The sequence below is a fragment of the Streptomyces sp. NPDC054786 genome (genome assembly GCF_053611685.1).
Window position 1 is genome coordinate 21493 of record NZ_JBSHAW010000018.1, and the last position, 15806, is coordinate 37298.

At 71.9% G+C, this 15806-nt stretch carries 14 protein-coding genes; 9 read left to right on the forward strand and 5 right to left on the reverse strand.

The genetic code is table 11. The annotated features are described in order from the left end of the window. Window positions 1-95 precede the first annotated feature (95 nt). Together ACWGI6_RS16760 and ACWGI6_RS16765 are read right to left on the reverse strand one after the other, a co-directional pair. Window positions 96-308 carry an acyl-CoA carboxylase epsilon subunit gene (locus ACWGI6_RS16760; protein ID WP_453268202.1) on the reverse strand — a complete coding sequence of 71 codons (213 nt, stop codon included), beginning with the start codon at window positions 306-308 and terminating at the stop codon, window positions 96-98. Between the two features lie 32 nt (window positions 309-340). Beyond that, the gene (locus ACWGI6_RS16765; protein WP_453268203.1) at window positions 341-1930 is read right to left on the reverse strand and encodes an acyl-CoA carboxylase subunit beta; all 1590 of its coding nucleotides are present in this window, start codon (window positions 1928-1930) and stop codon (window positions 341-343) included. A 131-nt stretch (window positions 1931-2061) separates the two neighbouring features. On the opposite strand from ACWGI6_RS16765, the gene ACWGI6_RS16770 reads away from it, so the two are divergent. From ACWGI6_RS16770 to hutH, 5 genes are all read left to right on the forward strand, one after another. Further along, window positions 2062-2964, forward strand: a complete 903-nt coding sequence (locus tag ACWGI6_RS16770; RefSeq protein ID WP_453268204.1) for a biotin--[acetyl-CoA-carboxylase] ligase — start codon at window positions 2062-2064, stop codon at window positions 2962-2964. A 408-nt stretch (window positions 2965-3372) separates the two neighbouring features. After that, window positions 3373-4647 carry an adenylate/guanylate cyclase domain-containing protein gene (locus ACWGI6_RS16775; RefSeq protein ID WP_453268205.1) on the forward strand — a complete coding sequence of 425 codons (1275 nt, stop codon included), beginning with the start codon at window positions 3373-3375 and terminating at the stop codon, window positions 4645-4647. A 305-nt stretch (window positions 4648-4952) separates the two neighbouring features. After that, complete coding sequence (locus tag ACWGI6_RS16780) at window positions 4953-5765, forward strand: enoyl-CoA hydratase/isomerase family protein (protein ID WP_453268206.1); 813 nt, start codon at window positions 4953-4955, stop codon at window positions 5763-5765. 328 nt (window positions 5766-6093) lie between these two features. Next, entirely contained in the window at window positions 6094-7221 is a 1128-nt protein-coding gene (locus ACWGI6_RS16785; protein WP_453268288.1) for a diguanylate cyclase domain-containing protein, read from the forward strand. 107 nt (window positions 7222-7328) lie between these two features. After that, entirely contained in the window at window positions 7329-8873 is a 1545-nt protein-coding gene (hutH, locus tag ACWGI6_RS16790) for a histidine ammonia-lyase (protein WP_453268207.1), read from the forward strand. Window positions 8874-8909: 36 nt separating this feature from the next. Here hutH and ACWGI6_RS16795 read toward each other — a convergent pair whose 3' ends face one another. Next, entirely contained in the window at window positions 8910-9320 is a 411-nt protein-coding gene (locus ACWGI6_RS16795) for a hypothetical protein (RefSeq protein WP_453268208.1), read from the reverse strand. A gap of 108 nt (window positions 9321-9428) precedes the next feature. Between ACWGI6_RS16795 and ACWGI6_RS16800 the strand changes: the two genes are divergently transcribed. The 3 genes from ACWGI6_RS16800 to ACWGI6_RS16810 all read left to right on the forward strand — a co-directional run bounded on the left by ACWGI6_RS16800 (window position 9429) and on the right by ACWGI6_RS16810 (window position 12903). Beyond that, window positions 9429-9767: a hypothetical protein gene (locus ACWGI6_RS16800; protein WP_393906731.1), complete on the forward strand. Its 339-nt coding sequence runs from the start codon at window positions 9429-9431 to the stop codon at window positions 9765-9767. Between the two features lie 279 nt (window positions 9768-10046). Then, the gene (locus tag ACWGI6_RS16805) at window positions 10047-11336 is read left to right on the forward strand and encodes a L,D-transpeptidase (RefSeq protein ID WP_453268289.1); all 1290 of its coding nucleotides are present in this window, start codon (window positions 10047-10049) and stop codon (window positions 11334-11336) included. Between the two features lie 334 nt (window positions 11337-11670). Continuing rightward, a complete protein-coding gene (locus ACWGI6_RS16810) occupies window positions 11671-12903 on the forward strand; it encodes a DUF2786 domain-containing protein (RefSeq protein WP_453268290.1) in 1233 nt (410 codons plus the stop codon). A 38-nt stretch (window positions 12904-12941) separates the two neighbouring features. On the opposite strand, the gene ACWGI6_RS16815 is transcribed toward ACWGI6_RS16810, so the two are convergent. Continuing rightward, window positions 12942-13580 carry a response regulator gene (locus ACWGI6_RS16815; protein WP_453268209.1) on the reverse strand — a complete coding sequence of 213 codons (639 nt, stop codon included), beginning with the start codon at window positions 13578-13580 and terminating at the stop codon, window positions 12942-12944. Next, window positions 13570-14901 (reverse strand): sensor histidine kinase, encoded by a 1332-nt coding sequence (locus ACWGI6_RS16820; RefSeq protein ID WP_453268210.1) that lies wholly within the window; start codon window positions 14899-14901, stop codon window positions 13570-13572. The genes ACWGI6_RS16815 and ACWGI6_RS16820 overlap by 11 nt, the downstream gene beginning before the upstream one ends. Window positions 14902-15237: 336 nt before the next feature. Between ACWGI6_RS16820 and ACWGI6_RS16825 the strand changes: the two genes are divergently transcribed. Next, window positions 15238-15789: a hypothetical protein gene (locus ACWGI6_RS16825; RefSeq protein ID WP_453268211.1), complete on the forward strand. Its 552-nt coding sequence runs from the start codon at window positions 15238-15240 to the stop codon at window positions 15787-15789. Window positions 15790-15806: the final 17 nt, after the last annotated feature.

Sequence of the window (15806 nt, forward strand, 5' to 3'; positions counted from 1 at the left end):
GCCTGAGTACGCGTACTCAGGCGCCACGGCGTAAAGCACTAGTCAGTGCACTATGCACCGACCTGACCTCACGGTCACCGCTCGACATCAGCCGGTCAGTGCGACCAGTAACTCGTACGCCAGGCCCGCGGGCCCGGGTGCGGCATCCGCGCCCGCGCCGGAACCGTGGACGCGGGGTCCGACCACTCGGTGCCGCGATCGGCTCCGCCGGGCTCGACGGCAGCGGCGGCCGCCGCGCGGACCTGCACCACCGCCAGTGCGGCGGCCAGCTCCTCGGGTGTGGGGTTGCCCCGTACGACCTTGATCATCGAGAACGGCCCTCCTTCGCTGGTTCTGCCGGTCAGAGCGGGATGTTGCCGTGCTTCTTCGGCGGCAGCGCCTCGCGCTTGTTGCGCAGCGTGCGCAGCCCGCGGACGATGTGCCGGCGCGTCTCGGACGGCATGATCACCGCATCGACATAGCCGCGCTCGGCCGCGACGTAGGGATTGAGCAGGGCGCCCTCGTACTCCTGGATCAGCTCCTGGCGCCGCTCGTCCTGCGCGGCCGGGTCCTCGATCGCGGCAAGGGTGCGGCGGTACAGGATGTTGACCGCGCCCTGTGCGCCCATGACGGCGATCTGCGCGGTCGGCCAGGCGAGGTTGAGGTCCGCGCCCAGGTGCTTGGAGCCCATGACGTCATACGCGCCACCGAACGCCTTACGCGTGATGACCGTGATCAGCGGGACGGTCGCCTCCGCGTACGCGTAGATCAGCTTGGCGCCGCGCCGGATGATCCCGTCGTACTCCTGGTCGGTGCCGGGCAGGAAGCCGGGCACGTCCACGAAGGTGATCACCGGGACGTTGAACGCGTCGCAGGTCCGCACGAACCGCGCGGCCTTCTCCGAGGCCTTGATGTCCAGGATGCCCGCGAACTGCATCGGCTGGTTGGCGACCACACCGACCGCATGGCCCTCGACCCGCCCGAAGCCGGTCAGGATGTTCGGCGCGAACAGCGCCTGGGTCTCCAGGAATTCATTGTCGTCCAGGACATGCTCGATCGCGACATGCATGTCGTACGGCTGGTTGGCCGAATCCGGGATCAGGGCATCCAGCTCGCGGTCGGTGTCCGAGGTCTCCAGATCCGCCTCCTCCGGGAAGGCCGGCGGCTCGGAGAGGTTGTTCGACGGCAGGTAGGACAGCAGTCCCTTGACGTACTCGATGGCGTCCTTCTCGTCGCCCGCCATGTGGTGCGCCACACCGGAGGTGGTGTTGTGCGTACGGGCGCCGCCCAGCTCCTCGAAGCCGACGTCCTCACCGGTCACCGTCTTGATGACGTCAGGGCCGGTGATGAACATGTGCGAGGTCTGGTCGACCATGACCGTGAAGTCGGTGATGGCGGGGGAGTAGACCGCGCCGCCTGCACACGGGCCGACGACCAGGCTGATCTGCGGGATCACGCCGGACGCATGGGTGTTGCGGCGGAAGATCTCGCCGTACATGCCCAGCGAGGCCACGCCCTCCTGGATGCGCGCGCCGCCGGAGTCGTTGATGCCGATGACCGGGCAACCGGTCTTGAGCGCGAAGTCCATCACCTTGACGATCTTCTCGCCGAAGACCTCGCCCAGGGCCCCGCCGAAGACCGTGAAGTCCTGGGAGAAGACGGCCACCGGGCGGCCGTCGACCGTGCCGTAGCCGGACACCACACCGTCGCCGTAGGGGCGGGTCTGCTCCAGCCCGAAATTGGTCGACCGGTGCCGCGCGAACTCGTCCAGCTCGACGAACGAGCCCTCGTCCAGCAGCAGATCGATGCGCTCACGCGCCGTCAACTTCCCCTTTGCATGCTGCTTTTCCACTGCACGTGCGGAACCGGCATGCGTGGCTTCTTCGACCCGTCGCTGCAGATCCGCCAGTTTGCCCGCGGTGGTGTGGATGTTTGCTTCCGGCTCGGACATCGGGATGCGGCTCCTGCTCGTCCTGGACTGGTGCTCGTACTGAGGGTGGTACGGGTTTGTCTACCGATTCGTAGCGTATCCGCGGGACTGCTCAGCGGCACTGCGTCGTTGACCACACCTAGGCTGGTCCCATGACGCCTCAACCACCGGAAAACCGGGACAAAGATGCCGGTCGCTGGAGCGATCTGGGCCGCCCCCCGCTGAACGCCACGGCGCTGCGCCGCGCCCTGGTGCGGCCCGGCTCGCTCTGGACCGCCCTGGACGTCGTCTCCGCCACCGGCTCCACCAACACCGACCTGGCGGCCCGCGCGGCCGAGGGGGAGGCCGAGGGCGCCATCCTGGTGGCCGAGGAACAGTCCGCCGGCCGCGGCCGCCTCGACCGCACCTGGTCGGCGCCCCCGCGCTCCGGCCTCTTCTTCTCCGTCTACCTCACCCCCCGCGTCCCGGTGGAACGCTGGGGCTGGCTCCCCCTGCTCGCCGGGGTGGCCACGGCCGCCGCCCTCTCCCGGACGGCCGGCGTCGACACGGCCCTCAAGTGGCCCAACGACCTGCTGGTAACTTCCCAGGACTCCGAGGAACTGCGTCCGGGGGGCACCCTCACGGAACGCAAGGTGGGCGGCATCCTCGCCGAACGGGCCGGCCCCGGCGTCGTCATCGGCATCGGCCTCAACGTCTCCCTCACCGCCGCCGAACTCCCCGTGCCCGCCGCGGGCTCGCTGGTCCTGGCGGGCGCCCGCAGCACCGACCGCGACCCGCTGCTGCGCGCCGTACTCCGCTCACTGGAGGACTGGTACACGGAGTGGCGGGCCGCCGACGGCGACCCCGCCGCCAGCCGCCTCCACGAGGCCTACGCCGCCGGCTGCGCCACCCTCGGCCGCTCCGTACGCGCCGAACTCCCCGGCGACACCGAGATCATCGGCGAGGCAGTGGCCATCGACGGCGACGGCCGCCTGGTACTGGCCACCACGAACGGCGTACAGCAGCCGGTCGGGGCCGGGGACATCGTCCACTTGCGCCCGGCGGAGGACTCGTAGGGCCGGTCCGAGGCGTTGGACGGGCCCCGGCCCCGTGCGGCGCCACGATGGATGGCCGCCGCACGGGTCGGCGGCCGTGAGGTCTGCCGCTGTCCGTGCCGAGGGGCATCCCCTCCGGGCCCTCGCCCACGGGGAGTGCGCGCACCCACGGCGGGCGCGCGGCGCCCCCCACCGGCCGACCGCAGACACACTCGGCCCAGCCGCGGCCAAGGACGGCAGCGCGAGGGCACCCCGCCCCGCCGCCCACCGCCGCGCCGGTACACCCCCACCACTTCCGCGGTCACAGCCGACATGTGAGAGTGAGCCAGAGCACACCTGCCGTATCGTTGAGGCGGTTCGCCAGGGAGCGGACCACCGGCGAGCAGTGATCGGAAGGGCAGTGCGCAGGGATCGGACAGGGAGCGGCCGGTGACCGCCGACGACTCGGGCGCCGCCCCGCGCGACATGGACACCGAGGACGACGCCGTGCGCGACGTCCCCGTCGACGACCCCTCCGGGGGCCGGGACGAGGGCGCCACCACCAACGGCGAGGCCGGCGGCCTCGTCACCACCAACGGCGCGGCCGGCGGCCTCGTCACCGGCGACGGCGCGGCCGACAACGGCGACGAGAACAACGACGAGAACAACATCGCCGTCCGCCTCGAACAACTCATCCTCGGCGCCGACCGCCGCTACACACCGTTCCAGGCGGCCCGCGGCGCCGGTGTCTCCATGGATCTCGCGGCCCGCTTCTGGCGGGCCATGGGCTTCGCCGACATCGGCCAGGTCAAGGCCCTCACCGAGGCCGATGTGCTGGCCCTGCGCCGGCTGTCCGGTCTCGTCGAGGCCGGGCTGCTGAGCGAGGCCATGGCCATCCAGGTCGCCCGCTCCACGGGCCAGACCACCGCCCGTCTCGCCGACTGGCAGATCGACTCCTTCCTGGAGGGCCTCACCGAGCCCCAGGACTCCGGCCTGACCCGGACGGAGATCACCTACCCGCTGGTCGAGCTGCTGCTCCCCGAGCTGGAGGAGTTCCTCGTCTACGTCTGGCGGCGCCAGCTCGCCGCCGCCACCGGCCGCGTCGTCCGGGCCCAGGACGACGCGGAGATGGTCGACCGCCGGCTCGCCGTCGGCTTCGCCGACCTGGTCGGTTTCACCCGTCTGACCCGCCGCCTGGAGGAGGAGGAACTGGGCGAGCTGGTGGAGGCGTTCGAGACCACCTGTTCCGACCTGGTGGCCGCGCACGGCGGCCGGCTCATCAAGACCCTCGGCGACGAGGTCCTCTTCTCCGCCGATGACGCCGGTATCGCCGCCGAGATCGGGCTGCGGCTGATCGAGACGATGACCAATGACGAGACGATGCCGGAGCTGCGGGTCGGTATCGCCTTCGGCACGGTCACGACCCGGATGGGCGATGTCTTCGGCACGACGGTCAACCTCGCCAGCCGCCTCACCTCGATAGCGCCGAAGGACACCGTGCTGGTGGACGAGGCGTTCGCCGAGGAGCTGGGCCGTATCGGTGACGCGCCGGTCTCCGAGGCCGACGCCGCGGCCGCGGAAAAGGCGGCCGAGGAGGGCACCGGCGCCCCGCCGCCGTCGTACCGCTTCGCACTCCAGCCGATGTGGCAGCGCCCGGTGCGAGGCCTGGGCGTGATCGAGCCGTGGCTGCTGAGCCGTCGGGACGGACAGGCCACGAGCGACTGAGGCCCACAAGCGGACCGGACCCTGCCGCGAACGGACGCCCGGACCCCGCCGTGAACGGGCACTCGGACCACGGCAGGCCCGGAACCGGAGCCCGCGGATCACCACCACCCGGAACCGAGCCGGTGGACTGCCCGCCCGTCCTGATGCGACCCCGCGGATCACGGGCGCCCGAACCGACCGCCCGGCCCGCACCCCGCCCGAGCCCGGTCCACCCCTCCGGGCTGCCGCTCCCATCCCTGTCCCCCTGGCCGCCCACCTGGCATGATCCCCACGTCAGGTCAACGCCCGTTAACAGGGAGGGTTGCATGGAACGGCAGGGGCAACGGCAACAATTCGGTGCGGACGGCTGGGTGGCCGTCGAGCGCCACGGTTTCGTGGCGGAGCTGATCATGGACCGCCCGAAGGCCATGAACGCCGTCTCGACGGCCATGGCCGACAGCCTGGCGCAGGCCTGCGCCGAGCTGGCCGCGGACCGCTCCGTACGGGCGGTGGTGCTCAGCTCCACCCACGAGCGGGCGTTCTGCGTCGGCGCGGACCTCAAGGAGCGCAACTCCTTCACGGACGCGGACCTGATGCGGCAGCGCCCGCACACCCGTGCCGCGTACACCGGCGTACTGGAACTGCCGATGCCCACCATCGCCGCGGTGCACGGCTTTGCGCTCGGCGGCGGCTTCGAGCTGGCGCTGGCCTGCGATCTGATCGTCGCGGACGGTACGGCGGAGGTCGGCCTGCCGGAGGTGTCGGTGGGCGTCATCCCCGGCGGCGGGGGCACCCAGCTGCTGCCGCGCCGGGTGGGCGCGGCGCGGGCGGCCGAGCTGGTCTTCACCGCCCGGCGGGTGCGGGCGGCCGAGGCCGCGGAGCTGGGGCTGGTCGACCGGCTGGTGGCGGACGGGCAGGACCGGGCCGGGGCGCTGGAGCTGGCGGCCGCGATCGCCCGTAACTCGCCGGTCGGACTGCGTGCCGCCAAGCGCGCCATGCGCCTCGGGCACGGGCTGGACCTGCGGGCCGGCCTGGACCTGGAGGACGGCGCCTGGCGCAGCGTGGCCTTCTCCGGGGACCGGGCGGAGGGTGTGGCGGCCTTCAACGAGAAGCGGGATCCGGAGTGGCCCGGGGAGTGACCCGGGGCAAGACGGCGCCGACGCCGGACGGCACGTCCCGCGGTGTCGGCGCGACCGCCCACCGTCACGCACCGTGAGGAGGCCGCGCTCCGGCCCCCTCCCGCGCGGCTCATCCCCCGTCTCCGCTCCACCCCCACCCCCCGACCAGGAACGACGCGCAGGACGACGCGAATAACGCCTGGGCGTCAATCACACACGGAAAGGGGCGAAAGGGGTTAAACATTCCTACGCTGTACTACAGAGCGTGCTCACGGTGACGGAATGCGAGGATCCGGTGACGGGCGAGGGCGATGCGAGGCTGCGGGCCGTGGTGGAGCTGGCGCAGGCGATGGCGGCCGCGCACACGCCGCGCGAATCGGCGCACGCCGCGGCGCAGGGCGTGCGCCAGGCCCTGGGGGGATCCTTCGCGGCGATCTCGAAGTGGGAGCGCGAGCTGGGCAAGCTCCGGGTGCTGGTCAATGTCGGCGAACTCGCCGACGACGAGGAGGAGTTCCCGGACGACGAGAGCTACCCCGTCCACGAATTCCCGGAGATCGTCGGCTTTCTCCACGAGCAGTGGGCGGGCGGCGGCGAGCCCAGCGCCTGGGTGGAGACCGCCGAGGAGCCGCACGGCGGCCCCGCGCCCGCGGACGCGGCAGCGGGGCCGGGCGGGAGTGGCTGTGCCAACCCGCAGCGGGTAGCCGCGCTGCGCCGCCGCGGCCGGGGCTGCTGTGTGGTCGCGCCGATCGTGCTGCACGGCCGGGCGTGGGGCGAGCTGTATGTCGCGCGGCGTACGGGGGAGGCGGTCTTCGGGCGGCCGGACGCCGACTTCGCGAGCGTGCTCGCCGCGGTCACGGCCGCCGGGATCGCCCAGACCGAGCGGCTGGCGGAGGTCCGCCGGCTGGCCTTCACGGACTCCCTGACCGGTCTCGCCAACCGCCGGGCCGTCGATATGCGGCTGGACGAGGCGCTGGAGCTGCACCGCAGGGACGAGGTGGTGGTCAGCCTGGTGGTGTGTGACCTCAACGGGCTGAAGCGGGTGAACGACTCGCGCGGCCATGCGGCCGGGGACCGTCTGCTGGAGCGCTTCGGCTCGGTGCTGTCCCTGTGCGGTGCGATGCTGCCGGGCATGCTGGCGGCCCGGCTCGGCGGCGATGAGTTCTGTCTGCTCGCGGTGGGCCCGCCGGCCGACGAGGTGGTCAAGGTGGCCGGTGAACTGTGCGACCGGGCAGGGGAGTTGGACCTCGGTGAGGGGGTCGCGGTCGGGGTCGCCTCGACCGGCGATCCGATCGGTCCGGTGCGCAGCGCCCGCCGGCTCTTCCGGCTCGCGGACGCCGCGCAGTACAAGGCCAAGGCGGCGCGGTCGGGTGAGCCGGTGGTCGCCGGTCGGCACGGCGGCAAGGACGACCCGGTCGTCCGGCTCGCGGACGCACCGGACCGGCGGTCGGGGCCGGAGCGCCGCCGCTTCCGGAGGTGAGGCATCGCATCCTTGTACCGACCCCGGTCCCTCGCCTACGCCCCGTAAGGGGTGCGCACGAAATCCGGTGGTGACATCCGGCGATTCAGTCTCTAGGGTGCCTGAATATGGATATGCACACTGTGGTGCTGGGGACGTCCGGCACGACCGCACAGGACGTCATCGCGGTGGCCCGCGGCGCGGCCCGGATCGAGCTGTCCGCGGAGGCCCTCGCGGCCGTCGCCACCTCCCGCGCCTTCATCGACGAACTCGCCGCCAAGCCCGACCCCGTCTACGGCGTCTCCACCGGCTTCGGGGCCCTCGCCGTACGGCACATCAGCCCCGAGCTGCGCGTGCAGCTCCAGCGCAACATCGTGCGCTCGCACGCGGCCGGCATGGGCCCGCGGGTCGAGCGCGAGGTCGTCCGCGCGCTGATGTTCCTGCGGCTGAAGACGCTCGCCTCCGGGCACACCGGTGTCCGCCCGCTCGTCGTCGAGACGATGGCGGCCATACTCAACGCCGGCATCACGCCCGTCGTGCACGAATACGGCTCGCTCGGCTGCTCCGGTGACCTGGCGCCGCTCTCGCACTGTGCGCTGACGCTGATGGGCGAGGGCGACGCGGAGGGCCCCGACGGTGTCGTACGGCCGGCCGGCGAGCTGCTGGCCGAGCACGGCATCGAGCCCGTCGAACTGCGCGAGAAGGAGGGCCTGGCGCTCCTCAACGGCACCGACGGCATGCTCGGCATGCTGGTCATGGCCTGCGCCGATCTCGCCCGGCTGTTCACCTCGGCGGACATCACCGCGGCCCTCTCGCTGGAGGCCCTGCTCGGCACGGACAAGGTCCTCGCGCCCGAGCTGCACGCCATCCGCCCGCACCCCGGGCAGGCCGCCTCGGCGGCCAATATGTCCAAGGTGCTGGCCGGTTCGGGCTTCACCGGCCACCACCAGGACGACGCCCCGCGCGTCCAGGACGCCTACTCCCTGCGCTGCGCCCCGCAGGTCGCCGGCGCGGGCCGGGACACCCTCGACCACGCCCGGCTCGTGGCCGACCGCGAGCTGGCCGCCGCGGTCGACAACCCGGTGGTGCTGCCGGACGGCCGGGTCGAGTCCAACGGCAACTTCCACGGCGCTCCGGTCGCCTACGTCCTGGACTTCCTGGCCATCGCCGCGGCCGACCTCGGCTCGATCGCGGAGCGCCGTACCGACCGGCTGCTGGACAAGAACCGTTCGCACGGGCTGCCCGCCTTCCTGGCCGGGGACCCGGGCGTCGACTCCGGGCTGATGATCGCCCAGTACACCCAGGCCGCGCTGGTCAGCGAGCTGAAGCGGCTGGCGGCGCCCGCCTCGGTGGACTCCATCCCGTCCTCGGCCATGCAGGAGGACCATGTCTCGATGGGCTGGTCGGCGGCGCGCAAGCTGCGTACCGCGGTCGACAACCTGACCCGGATCATCGCCGTCGAGCTCTATGCAGCGACCCGCGCCGTCGAGATGCGTACGGGGCTGACGCCCGCCCCCGCCACCCGTGCCGTGCTGGACGCGGTGCGCGGTGCCGGCATCCAGGGGCCGGGCGAGGACCGTTTCCTGGCGCCGGACCTGGAGGGCGCGTATGCGTTCGTCCGGGGCGGGAAGCTGGTGGCGGCCGTGGAGTCGGTCACCGGCGAGCTGGCGTAACGGCGGACGGCACGGCGCCCGCCGCCCCGTCCCGTCTCAGGCGGTGTCGTCGCGGGTGCGGCGGACGGAGTAGCTGACCAGCCCGGCGCCGAGCGCGAGACAGGCGCCGCCGCCGATCACGTACGGCGTGGTGTCCGGGCTGCCGGTGTCGGCGAGGAAGTGCGGCCGGGTGCCGGCGGGGTCGGCGCCGGCACCGGAGACCGTGCCGGAGCCGGTGCCCGTGCCGCTGTGGTGCGGGGTGGTCGTCGTGGAACCGCTGACGGTGTCCTGTGCCCCGCTGCTCACCCGGTCGGCCAGGCCCGGTCCGGCCGCGGCGGATGCCGTCCGCAGACCGGAATCTGTCGCTCCGTCATCCCCCGCGCTCGCATTGGCGGAGGGTACGAACCACAGGGCGAACAGTACCGATCCCGCGGCCGCGGCGGTCAGCAGTGGTCGTCGTGCGGTCACGAAGCGATCCCCCTTGTGGGTTCGGCGAATTGGCCGGTGACCTCAGATGTTAGTGACCGCCGCGGGTCGCGGGGAAGTCAGGACCCGTCCATGCCTAACCTCCGTGCTATGAGCAATGGTGAGACATCACGTTTTGTGCGCCTTCATGTCGAACTGATCCTGGAGGTGACCGACGCCCGGCAGCTGACCGGCGCGGCCCTCGATCACATCGGCGGCGACCCGTCGCTGCCCGACGAGGAGCGCAGACAGTCCGTGGAGACGGTCAAGGAGGATCCGGCGGAGGCGCTGGCCCATCTGATCGACCCGTTCGACCTCGTCACCTCGGTGCCGGGCACCGAACTCGCCCAGGCCTCGTGGAGCAGCGAGGAGCTGACCGACTACGACCCGGACGCCGAGTGGAACGCGGCGGACTGGGATCTGGCGGACGACGCGGACGGGGAGGGCTGACCGGCAGCTCGTCCCGCCCGATGGCCAGGGCCCCCGTACGGCTTACCCGCCGTACGGGGGCCCACTACGTGGCCGGTGCGCATCCGCTCCGTGAGCACCCGGTGACCGTCCCGGGGACATAAGTGGCCTTCCCCACACTTTGTGGAGGCATGGAACGGGCGAAAAGGAAAAGGCGTTCATATGGCGTCGGCCGGAATGCCTGCGTCCAGATATGCCTGCGTTCAGTTGGCAGCTCGCTCGGGGAAGTCTGCGAAATCGGTAGCAATGGAGATGCGTGTGATAACGGACAGCAAGCGCCGGAAGGGGCTTATAGCCAGCGCCACGCTGCTCGGGGGCGTACTCACGCTTGCAGCGTGTGGCGGCAGCACGGCGGCTGACCACGGCGATGGCGGCGCTGACGGTCCTCGCCACGAGAACGCCCAGCAGGTGGACGAGGCGGCCGCGAAGGACGCCTCCAAGGCCAAGATCAAGATTCTGCCGGCGGACGGCGCGACCGGTGCGGGCATCAACAGTGACGCCCACGTCACGGTCGGCGACGGAAAGCTCACCGAGGTCACCATGACCTCGGCCGAGTCCAAGCAGAAGGTCGACGGCACCCTCTCCGCGGACGGCACCTCCTGGAAGCCCAAGCAGGCACTGGAACGTTCGACGAAGTACAAGGTCACCGCGCATGCGGTGGACTCCAAGGGACGCACGGCGGTGGAGAACTCCAGCTTCACCACCGTCTCCCCGGCGAACAGCTTCGTCGGGAACTTCACGCCGGAGAACGGCTCGACCGTCGGCGTCGGGATGCCGGTGTCGATCAACTTCGACAAGCCGGTCGAGAACAAGGCCGAGGTCGAGTCCGCGATCAAGGTCGCGTCGAGCAGCAACCAGCAGGTCGTCGGCCACTGGTTCGGCGACAAACGGCTGGACTTCCGCCCCCAGGACTACTGGAAGGCGAACTCCAAGGTCACCATGAAGCTCGGCCTCGACGGTGTCGAGGCGTCGCCGGGCGTCAAGGGCATCCAGAACAAGACCGTCAGCTTCAATGTCGGTCACTCGCAGGTCAGCACCGTTGACACCCAGGCACACCTGATGTTCGTGGTGCGTGACGGCAAGCTCGTCAAGACCATCCCGATTTCGGCCGGCGGCGACGAGAACGCGACCTACAACGGCAAGATGGTCATCTCCGAGCGGTTCAAGCAGACCCGGATGGACGGCTCGACCGTCGGCTTCAAGAAGAAGGACGGCAAGGGCGAGTACGACATCCCCGACGTGCCGCACGCCCAGCGCCTGTCGGCCTCCGGCACCTTCATCCACGGCAACTACTGGGGCAAGGGCATCTTCGGCAAGACCAACACCAGCCACGGCTGCATCGGTCTGGAGGACGCCAAGGGCGCCAAGGACGCGAAGACGCCCGGCGCCTGGTTCTTCGACCACTCGCAGACCGGCGATGTGGTGGATGTCGTCAATTCCCCCGACCAGACGGTCAAGCCGGACAACGGCCTGAACGGCTGGAACATGGACTGGTCGGAGTGGGTCGCCGGCAGCGCTGCGCAGCAGCCCGGCACCGTGGTGCAGCAGTGACACCGCAGATGACGGCAGTACACCGCGGGTGACGGCAGCACACCGCACGATGACCGCGTGTGACATGACCGCTCGCGACGCGAGGTGACAGGTCATGTCATGACCGGCAGCTCGTGCCGTGCCGTGCCGACCGCTCGCCTCATGACGTGACCGACGCCCGGTGGCGCCCCGATCAGGGTGCCGCCGGGCGTCGTCGCTGTGTACGGTGCGCCGGCCGCCGACTGCCACCGGGACGCGGGGCCGGGAGAGCCCTCCGTACAGTGAGCGGGTGAGTGAGCGCGGAGAAAAAGGGCGCGGCGGGTCGTCGTCGGCGGCCGGTGAACTGGTCGGGCAGGTGCTCGGCAGCGTCCGCTACGCGCCGGACGGCGCGCAGGCCGAGGACGCCATCGAGGCGGGCGCCTCGATGCTGGCCGCGGCCGAGGCCGGCCGGGAGGCGGTGAGCGCGGCGGTGGTCGACGCCGCCGTCGCGGCCGTGCGGCAGTGCTGGGCGGGCGGCTGGCAGCCCGCCGACCTGGAGCGGATCGTGCGGCGTGACGCGTCCGGCGCCTCCCTGGTGGCAGTGGTCGTCGACGCCGTCGCGGCCGAAGCGGCCCGGCCGCCGGCGGCACGCCCCGCGCGGGACACGCGCTGGGCCGAGCAGCTGAGGAACCTCGGCGCCGAGGTCTGGTGGGCCGGTGACACCGGCTACCTCGACGCCCTGGCCGAGCGCCGCCGCACCTCCCGCTTCGAGACCACGTACGACGTACTGGCGGCGCTGCGCGCACTCGCCCGGCTGCCCCGCATCACCCCGCTGCCGGCCCCGCCGAAGGCCGCCCCGAAGAGCGGCCCCGCCGCGTCCCGCGCCCTCGGACGGATCCGCGGGCTGCTCGCCAAGGCCGAGGCGACCGACTACGCAGAGGAGGCCGAGGCGCTGTCCGCCAAGGCCCAGGAGCTGATGGCCCGGCACAGCATCGACGAGGCGCTGCTCGACAGCGCGGACGCCGGGCCCGGCGGGCAGGCCGGCGGCCCGTCCGCGGTCCGTATCGGCATCGAGGGCCCGTACGAACAGGCCAAGGCGCTGCTGCTCGACGCGGTGGCGGCCGCCAACCGCTGCCAGGCCGTCTGGGCCGCCGACGTCGGTTTCTCCACCCTGGTCGGCTTCGCCCCCGACCTGGAGGCGGCCGAGATGCTCTACACGTCGCTGCTGCTCCAGGCCACCGCCGCGATGCACCGCGCGGCGAACGACCTCCCCCGAGCTCTCAAGGAGCAGGGCGGTGCCCCCATCGCCCGCGGCCGCTCCCGCCGTACCCGGGACTTCCGCCAGACCTTCCTCGTCGCCTACGCCGACCGCATCCGCGACCGGCTCGGGGCGGCCACCGCCGCCGCCGCGGTCGCCGCCACCGCCGAGTCCGACGGAGCGGCCCCCGACCTCCTCCCGGTCCTCGCCGCCCGCGAACTCGCCGTCGAGGAGACCACCGGCGCCCTCTTCCCCGACACCGCCCCGGTCCGCCTCCGCGGCATACGGGACGCGGACGGCTGGCACCAGGGCAGAGCGGCGGCGGACCGGGCGCGGCTGGGCGAGGGGTGAGGCCGCGGCGCAAGTGACCCCGGGGGAGCCGCGCGCGGCTACGACAACAACCCGCGCTCCAGGGCCGTCATCACCGCCGCCGTCCGGTCCGACACCTCCAGCTTCTTGAACGCACGCAGGAGATGGGTCTTCACGGTGGCCTCGCCGATGAACAGCTCCCGGCCGATCTCGGCATTGGTCAGTCCCTGGCCGACCAGCCGCAGCACCTCGCACTCCCGGGCGGACAGCGGCGGCTCCTCCACGGCCCGCGCCCGGAACAGCTTGGTGGCCAGCGACGGGGTCAGCACGGTCGCACCGCGCGCCGCACCGTGTACGGCGTCGACCAACTCGGCGCGGGAGCTGCCTTTGAGGAGGTAGCCGGCCGCCCCCGCCTCCACGGCGCGCAGGATGTCGGAGTCGTTCTCATAGGTGGTGACGATGACCACCCTGCTGCGTGGCGACTGCCGCAGGATGTGCCCCGTGGCGGCGACCCCGTCCATCCCGCCCATCCGCAGATCGAGCAGCACGACGTCCGGCGTCAGCCGGGCCGCCAGCGTCACGGCCTCCTCACCGGAGCCCGCCTGCCCCACGACATCGATGCCCGGGTCGGATTGCAGCATCGCGCACAGACCCTCGCGTACGACGGGGTGATCATCGGCGAGCAGCACCCGCACCGCGACCGTGTCCTCAACGCTCATCATCCGCCGCCTTCGCCAACCGCCCCGCCGCCACCTGCTCTTCGGACCGACCCGCCATCGGCGCCTCCACCCGGTCCACCGCCTCCGCCAAGGGCACCTTCACCTCGACGGCGGTGCCCGCCCCGGGCTCGCTCACCACGCTCATCACGCCACCGATCTCCGCCACCCGCGCCGCCATGCCCCGCAGCCCGAAGCCCCCGCCGTCACCCCGACCGTGCCCCGCCGCACCGTGCTCGTCCTCCCTCCCGGCTGCCGCCGCTGCCGCGTCGAACCCCCTGCCGTCATCGGCGACACGGAGCCCGACCCGTCCCTCCCCGTACCGGAGCACCAGGTCCACCGCGCGGGCGTCGGCGTGCCTGCGCACATTCGCGCCGGCCTCCTGCGCGGCACGCAGCAGGACGACATTGACCGCCATCGGCAGCGGCCGCTCGTCGCCCTCGACGGCGAACCGCACCAGCAGCCCGGTCTGCGCGGTCAGCCCGTCCGCCTGCCGCCGCAGCGCCTGCGCCAAGGAGCTCTCCCGCAAGGACGCGGGCGTCCGGTCGGCCACGAAGGCGCGGGCCTCGGCCAGGCTCTCCCTGGCCACCCGCCCGACCAGCGCCAGATGTTCACGGGCGACCGCGGGCGCGCCCTCCACCTCCGAGTCCGCCGCCTGCACAAGGCTGATGATGCTGGTCAGGCTCTGCGCGAGGGTGTCGTGGATCTCCCGTGCGAGCCGCTCGCGCTCGGCGGAGATCCCGGCCCGGTGCGACAGCCGGGCCACCTGCTCGCGGTTCCGCCGCAGCTCTTCGATCAGCGCGGCGTGCTCCTTGTTCTGCCGTACCACCCTCTTGATCCACAGCCCGAGGAGTACGGACAGGGCCATCCCGAGCAGCGACGCAAGCAGCACGAACAGCACGGCCGGGCCCGCGGCGCCGCCGCGCAGCCACAGCATCGTCACGGGCATGAGGTTGCCGAGGACGCCGACCACCAGGGCCGGCCTGGTCGCCAGGCTCATCATCAGCATCGGGATGAGGGCGAACAGCGCGAACGAGCTCATCAGATCGACGGCGGTGGCGACCCCGAACAGCACGAAGAGGCCGACGGGGAAGACGACGTTGCGCCGGTCGCTCTCATGCCGCAGCATCAACGGCCGCCCGATCCCCGCGTACCAGGGCACGGCCAGGGTCAGCGCGCCGATGGCGACCACCCGGCCCCCCTGCGGCACGCCGGAGGTGAACACCAGCCCCGTGGTGACCAGATAGCAGATCACGAAGTAGCTGTCCCACAGCCCGAACCACCGCACCCGCGCCTCGGGCGCGCGCCGCGCCTCAGCCGTCACCGCGGCCCCCTGGATATCACCGTGTCCCCCTGGACCTGAGCGTCCCCGCACCCGAGGAGCGGGTGCGGCCGCGCCCAGTCCTATCACCTGCCTCTCCGGCGCCGCACTGTCCACCGACCGGTGGACATCCCCCTCCACCGGTCGGTCGTCCCGCGGCAACGGCCCCTCGCCATAACGTCGTTGACGAAGCCCTCGCGGACCTCGCGGACCTCGCGGAAGACCCCGGACAAAGGAATTCGCCGGACCGCGGAATTCCCGGAACCACGGAATTCCCCGAACCGCAGCGCACTCGCCGAGCAACAGAAGCCGCAGCACCCCAGAAAGGCCCGGATTTCCATGGACCACCTGAGTCAGTTCGTCACTGCACTCATCGCCAGTGCCACCATCCTCACCCTCATCCTGGCCACCGACCTGGGCCGCCGCCGCGTCACCAATATGCGCATGCTGCGCTCCGTGATCGCGGTCGCCCTCATCATCGCGATCTTTGTGCGCTCCTTCCCGACCTCCGGGAACGCGCCCTCGTTTCAGCTCATCGGCGTCGGCGTGGGCGTGATCTGCGGCCTGATCGCCGGCGTACTGCTCCCCGCGCACCGCGGCAGCGACGGCCGGATCTACACCACCGGCGGAATCGGATACGCCCTCGTCTGGATCGTCCTTTCCGCCGCCCGCGTTCTTTTCGCCTACGGTGCCGAGCACTGGTTCACCGAGGGCCTGATCCGCTTCAGCATCGAAAATGAGCTCAGCGGCCCCGACGTCTACGCAAATGCCTTTGTCTTCATGTCACTTGCCATGGTCCTCACCCGGACCGCAGTCCTCGTGACCAAGCGCCGCCGCATCCGCCGGTCGGCCCCCGCCCCGGCGGGCACGGAACAGCCGGCCGCGGTCTGACGGCGCACCGTCCACGG

Excerpts from the sequence above, each read along its gene's own strand:
- ACWGI6_RS16765 (WP_453268203.1), bottom strand. The coding sequence starts at position 1,930 with ATGTCCGAGCCGGAAGCAAACATCCACACCACCGCGGGCAAACTGGCG.
- ACWGI6_RS16770 (WP_453268204.1), top strand. The coding sequence starts at position 2,062 with ATGACGCCTCAACCACCGGAAAACCGGGACAAAGATGCCGGTCGCTGG.
- hutH (WP_453268207.1), top strand. The coding sequence starts at position 7,329 with ATGGATATGCACACTGTGGTGCTGGGGACGTCCGGCACGACCGCACAG.
- ACWGI6_RS16825 (WP_453268211.1), top strand. The coding sequence starts at position 15,238 with ATGGACCACCTGAGTCAGTTCGTCACTGCACTCATCGCCAGTGCCACC.
- ACWGI6_RS16785 (WP_453268288.1), top strand. The coding sequence starts at position 6,094 with ATGGCGGCCGCGCACACGCCGCGCGAATCGGCGCACGCCGCGGCGCAG.
- ACWGI6_RS16760 (WP_453268202.1), bottom strand. The coding sequence starts at position 308 with ATGATCAAGGTCGTACGGGGCAACCCCACACCCGAGGAGCTGGCCGCC.
- ACWGI6_RS16815 (WP_453268209.1), bottom strand. The coding sequence starts at position 13,580 with ATGAGCGTTGAGGACACGGTCGCGGTGCGGGTGCTGCTCGCCGATGAT.
- ACWGI6_RS16780 (WP_453268206.1), top strand. The coding sequence starts at position 4,953 with ATGGAACGGCAGGGGCAACGGCAACAATTCGGTGCGGACGGCTGGGTG.
- ACWGI6_RS16800 (WP_393906731.1), top strand. The coding sequence starts at position 9,429 with ATGAGCAATGGTGAGACATCACGTTTTGTGCGCCTTCATGTCGAACTG.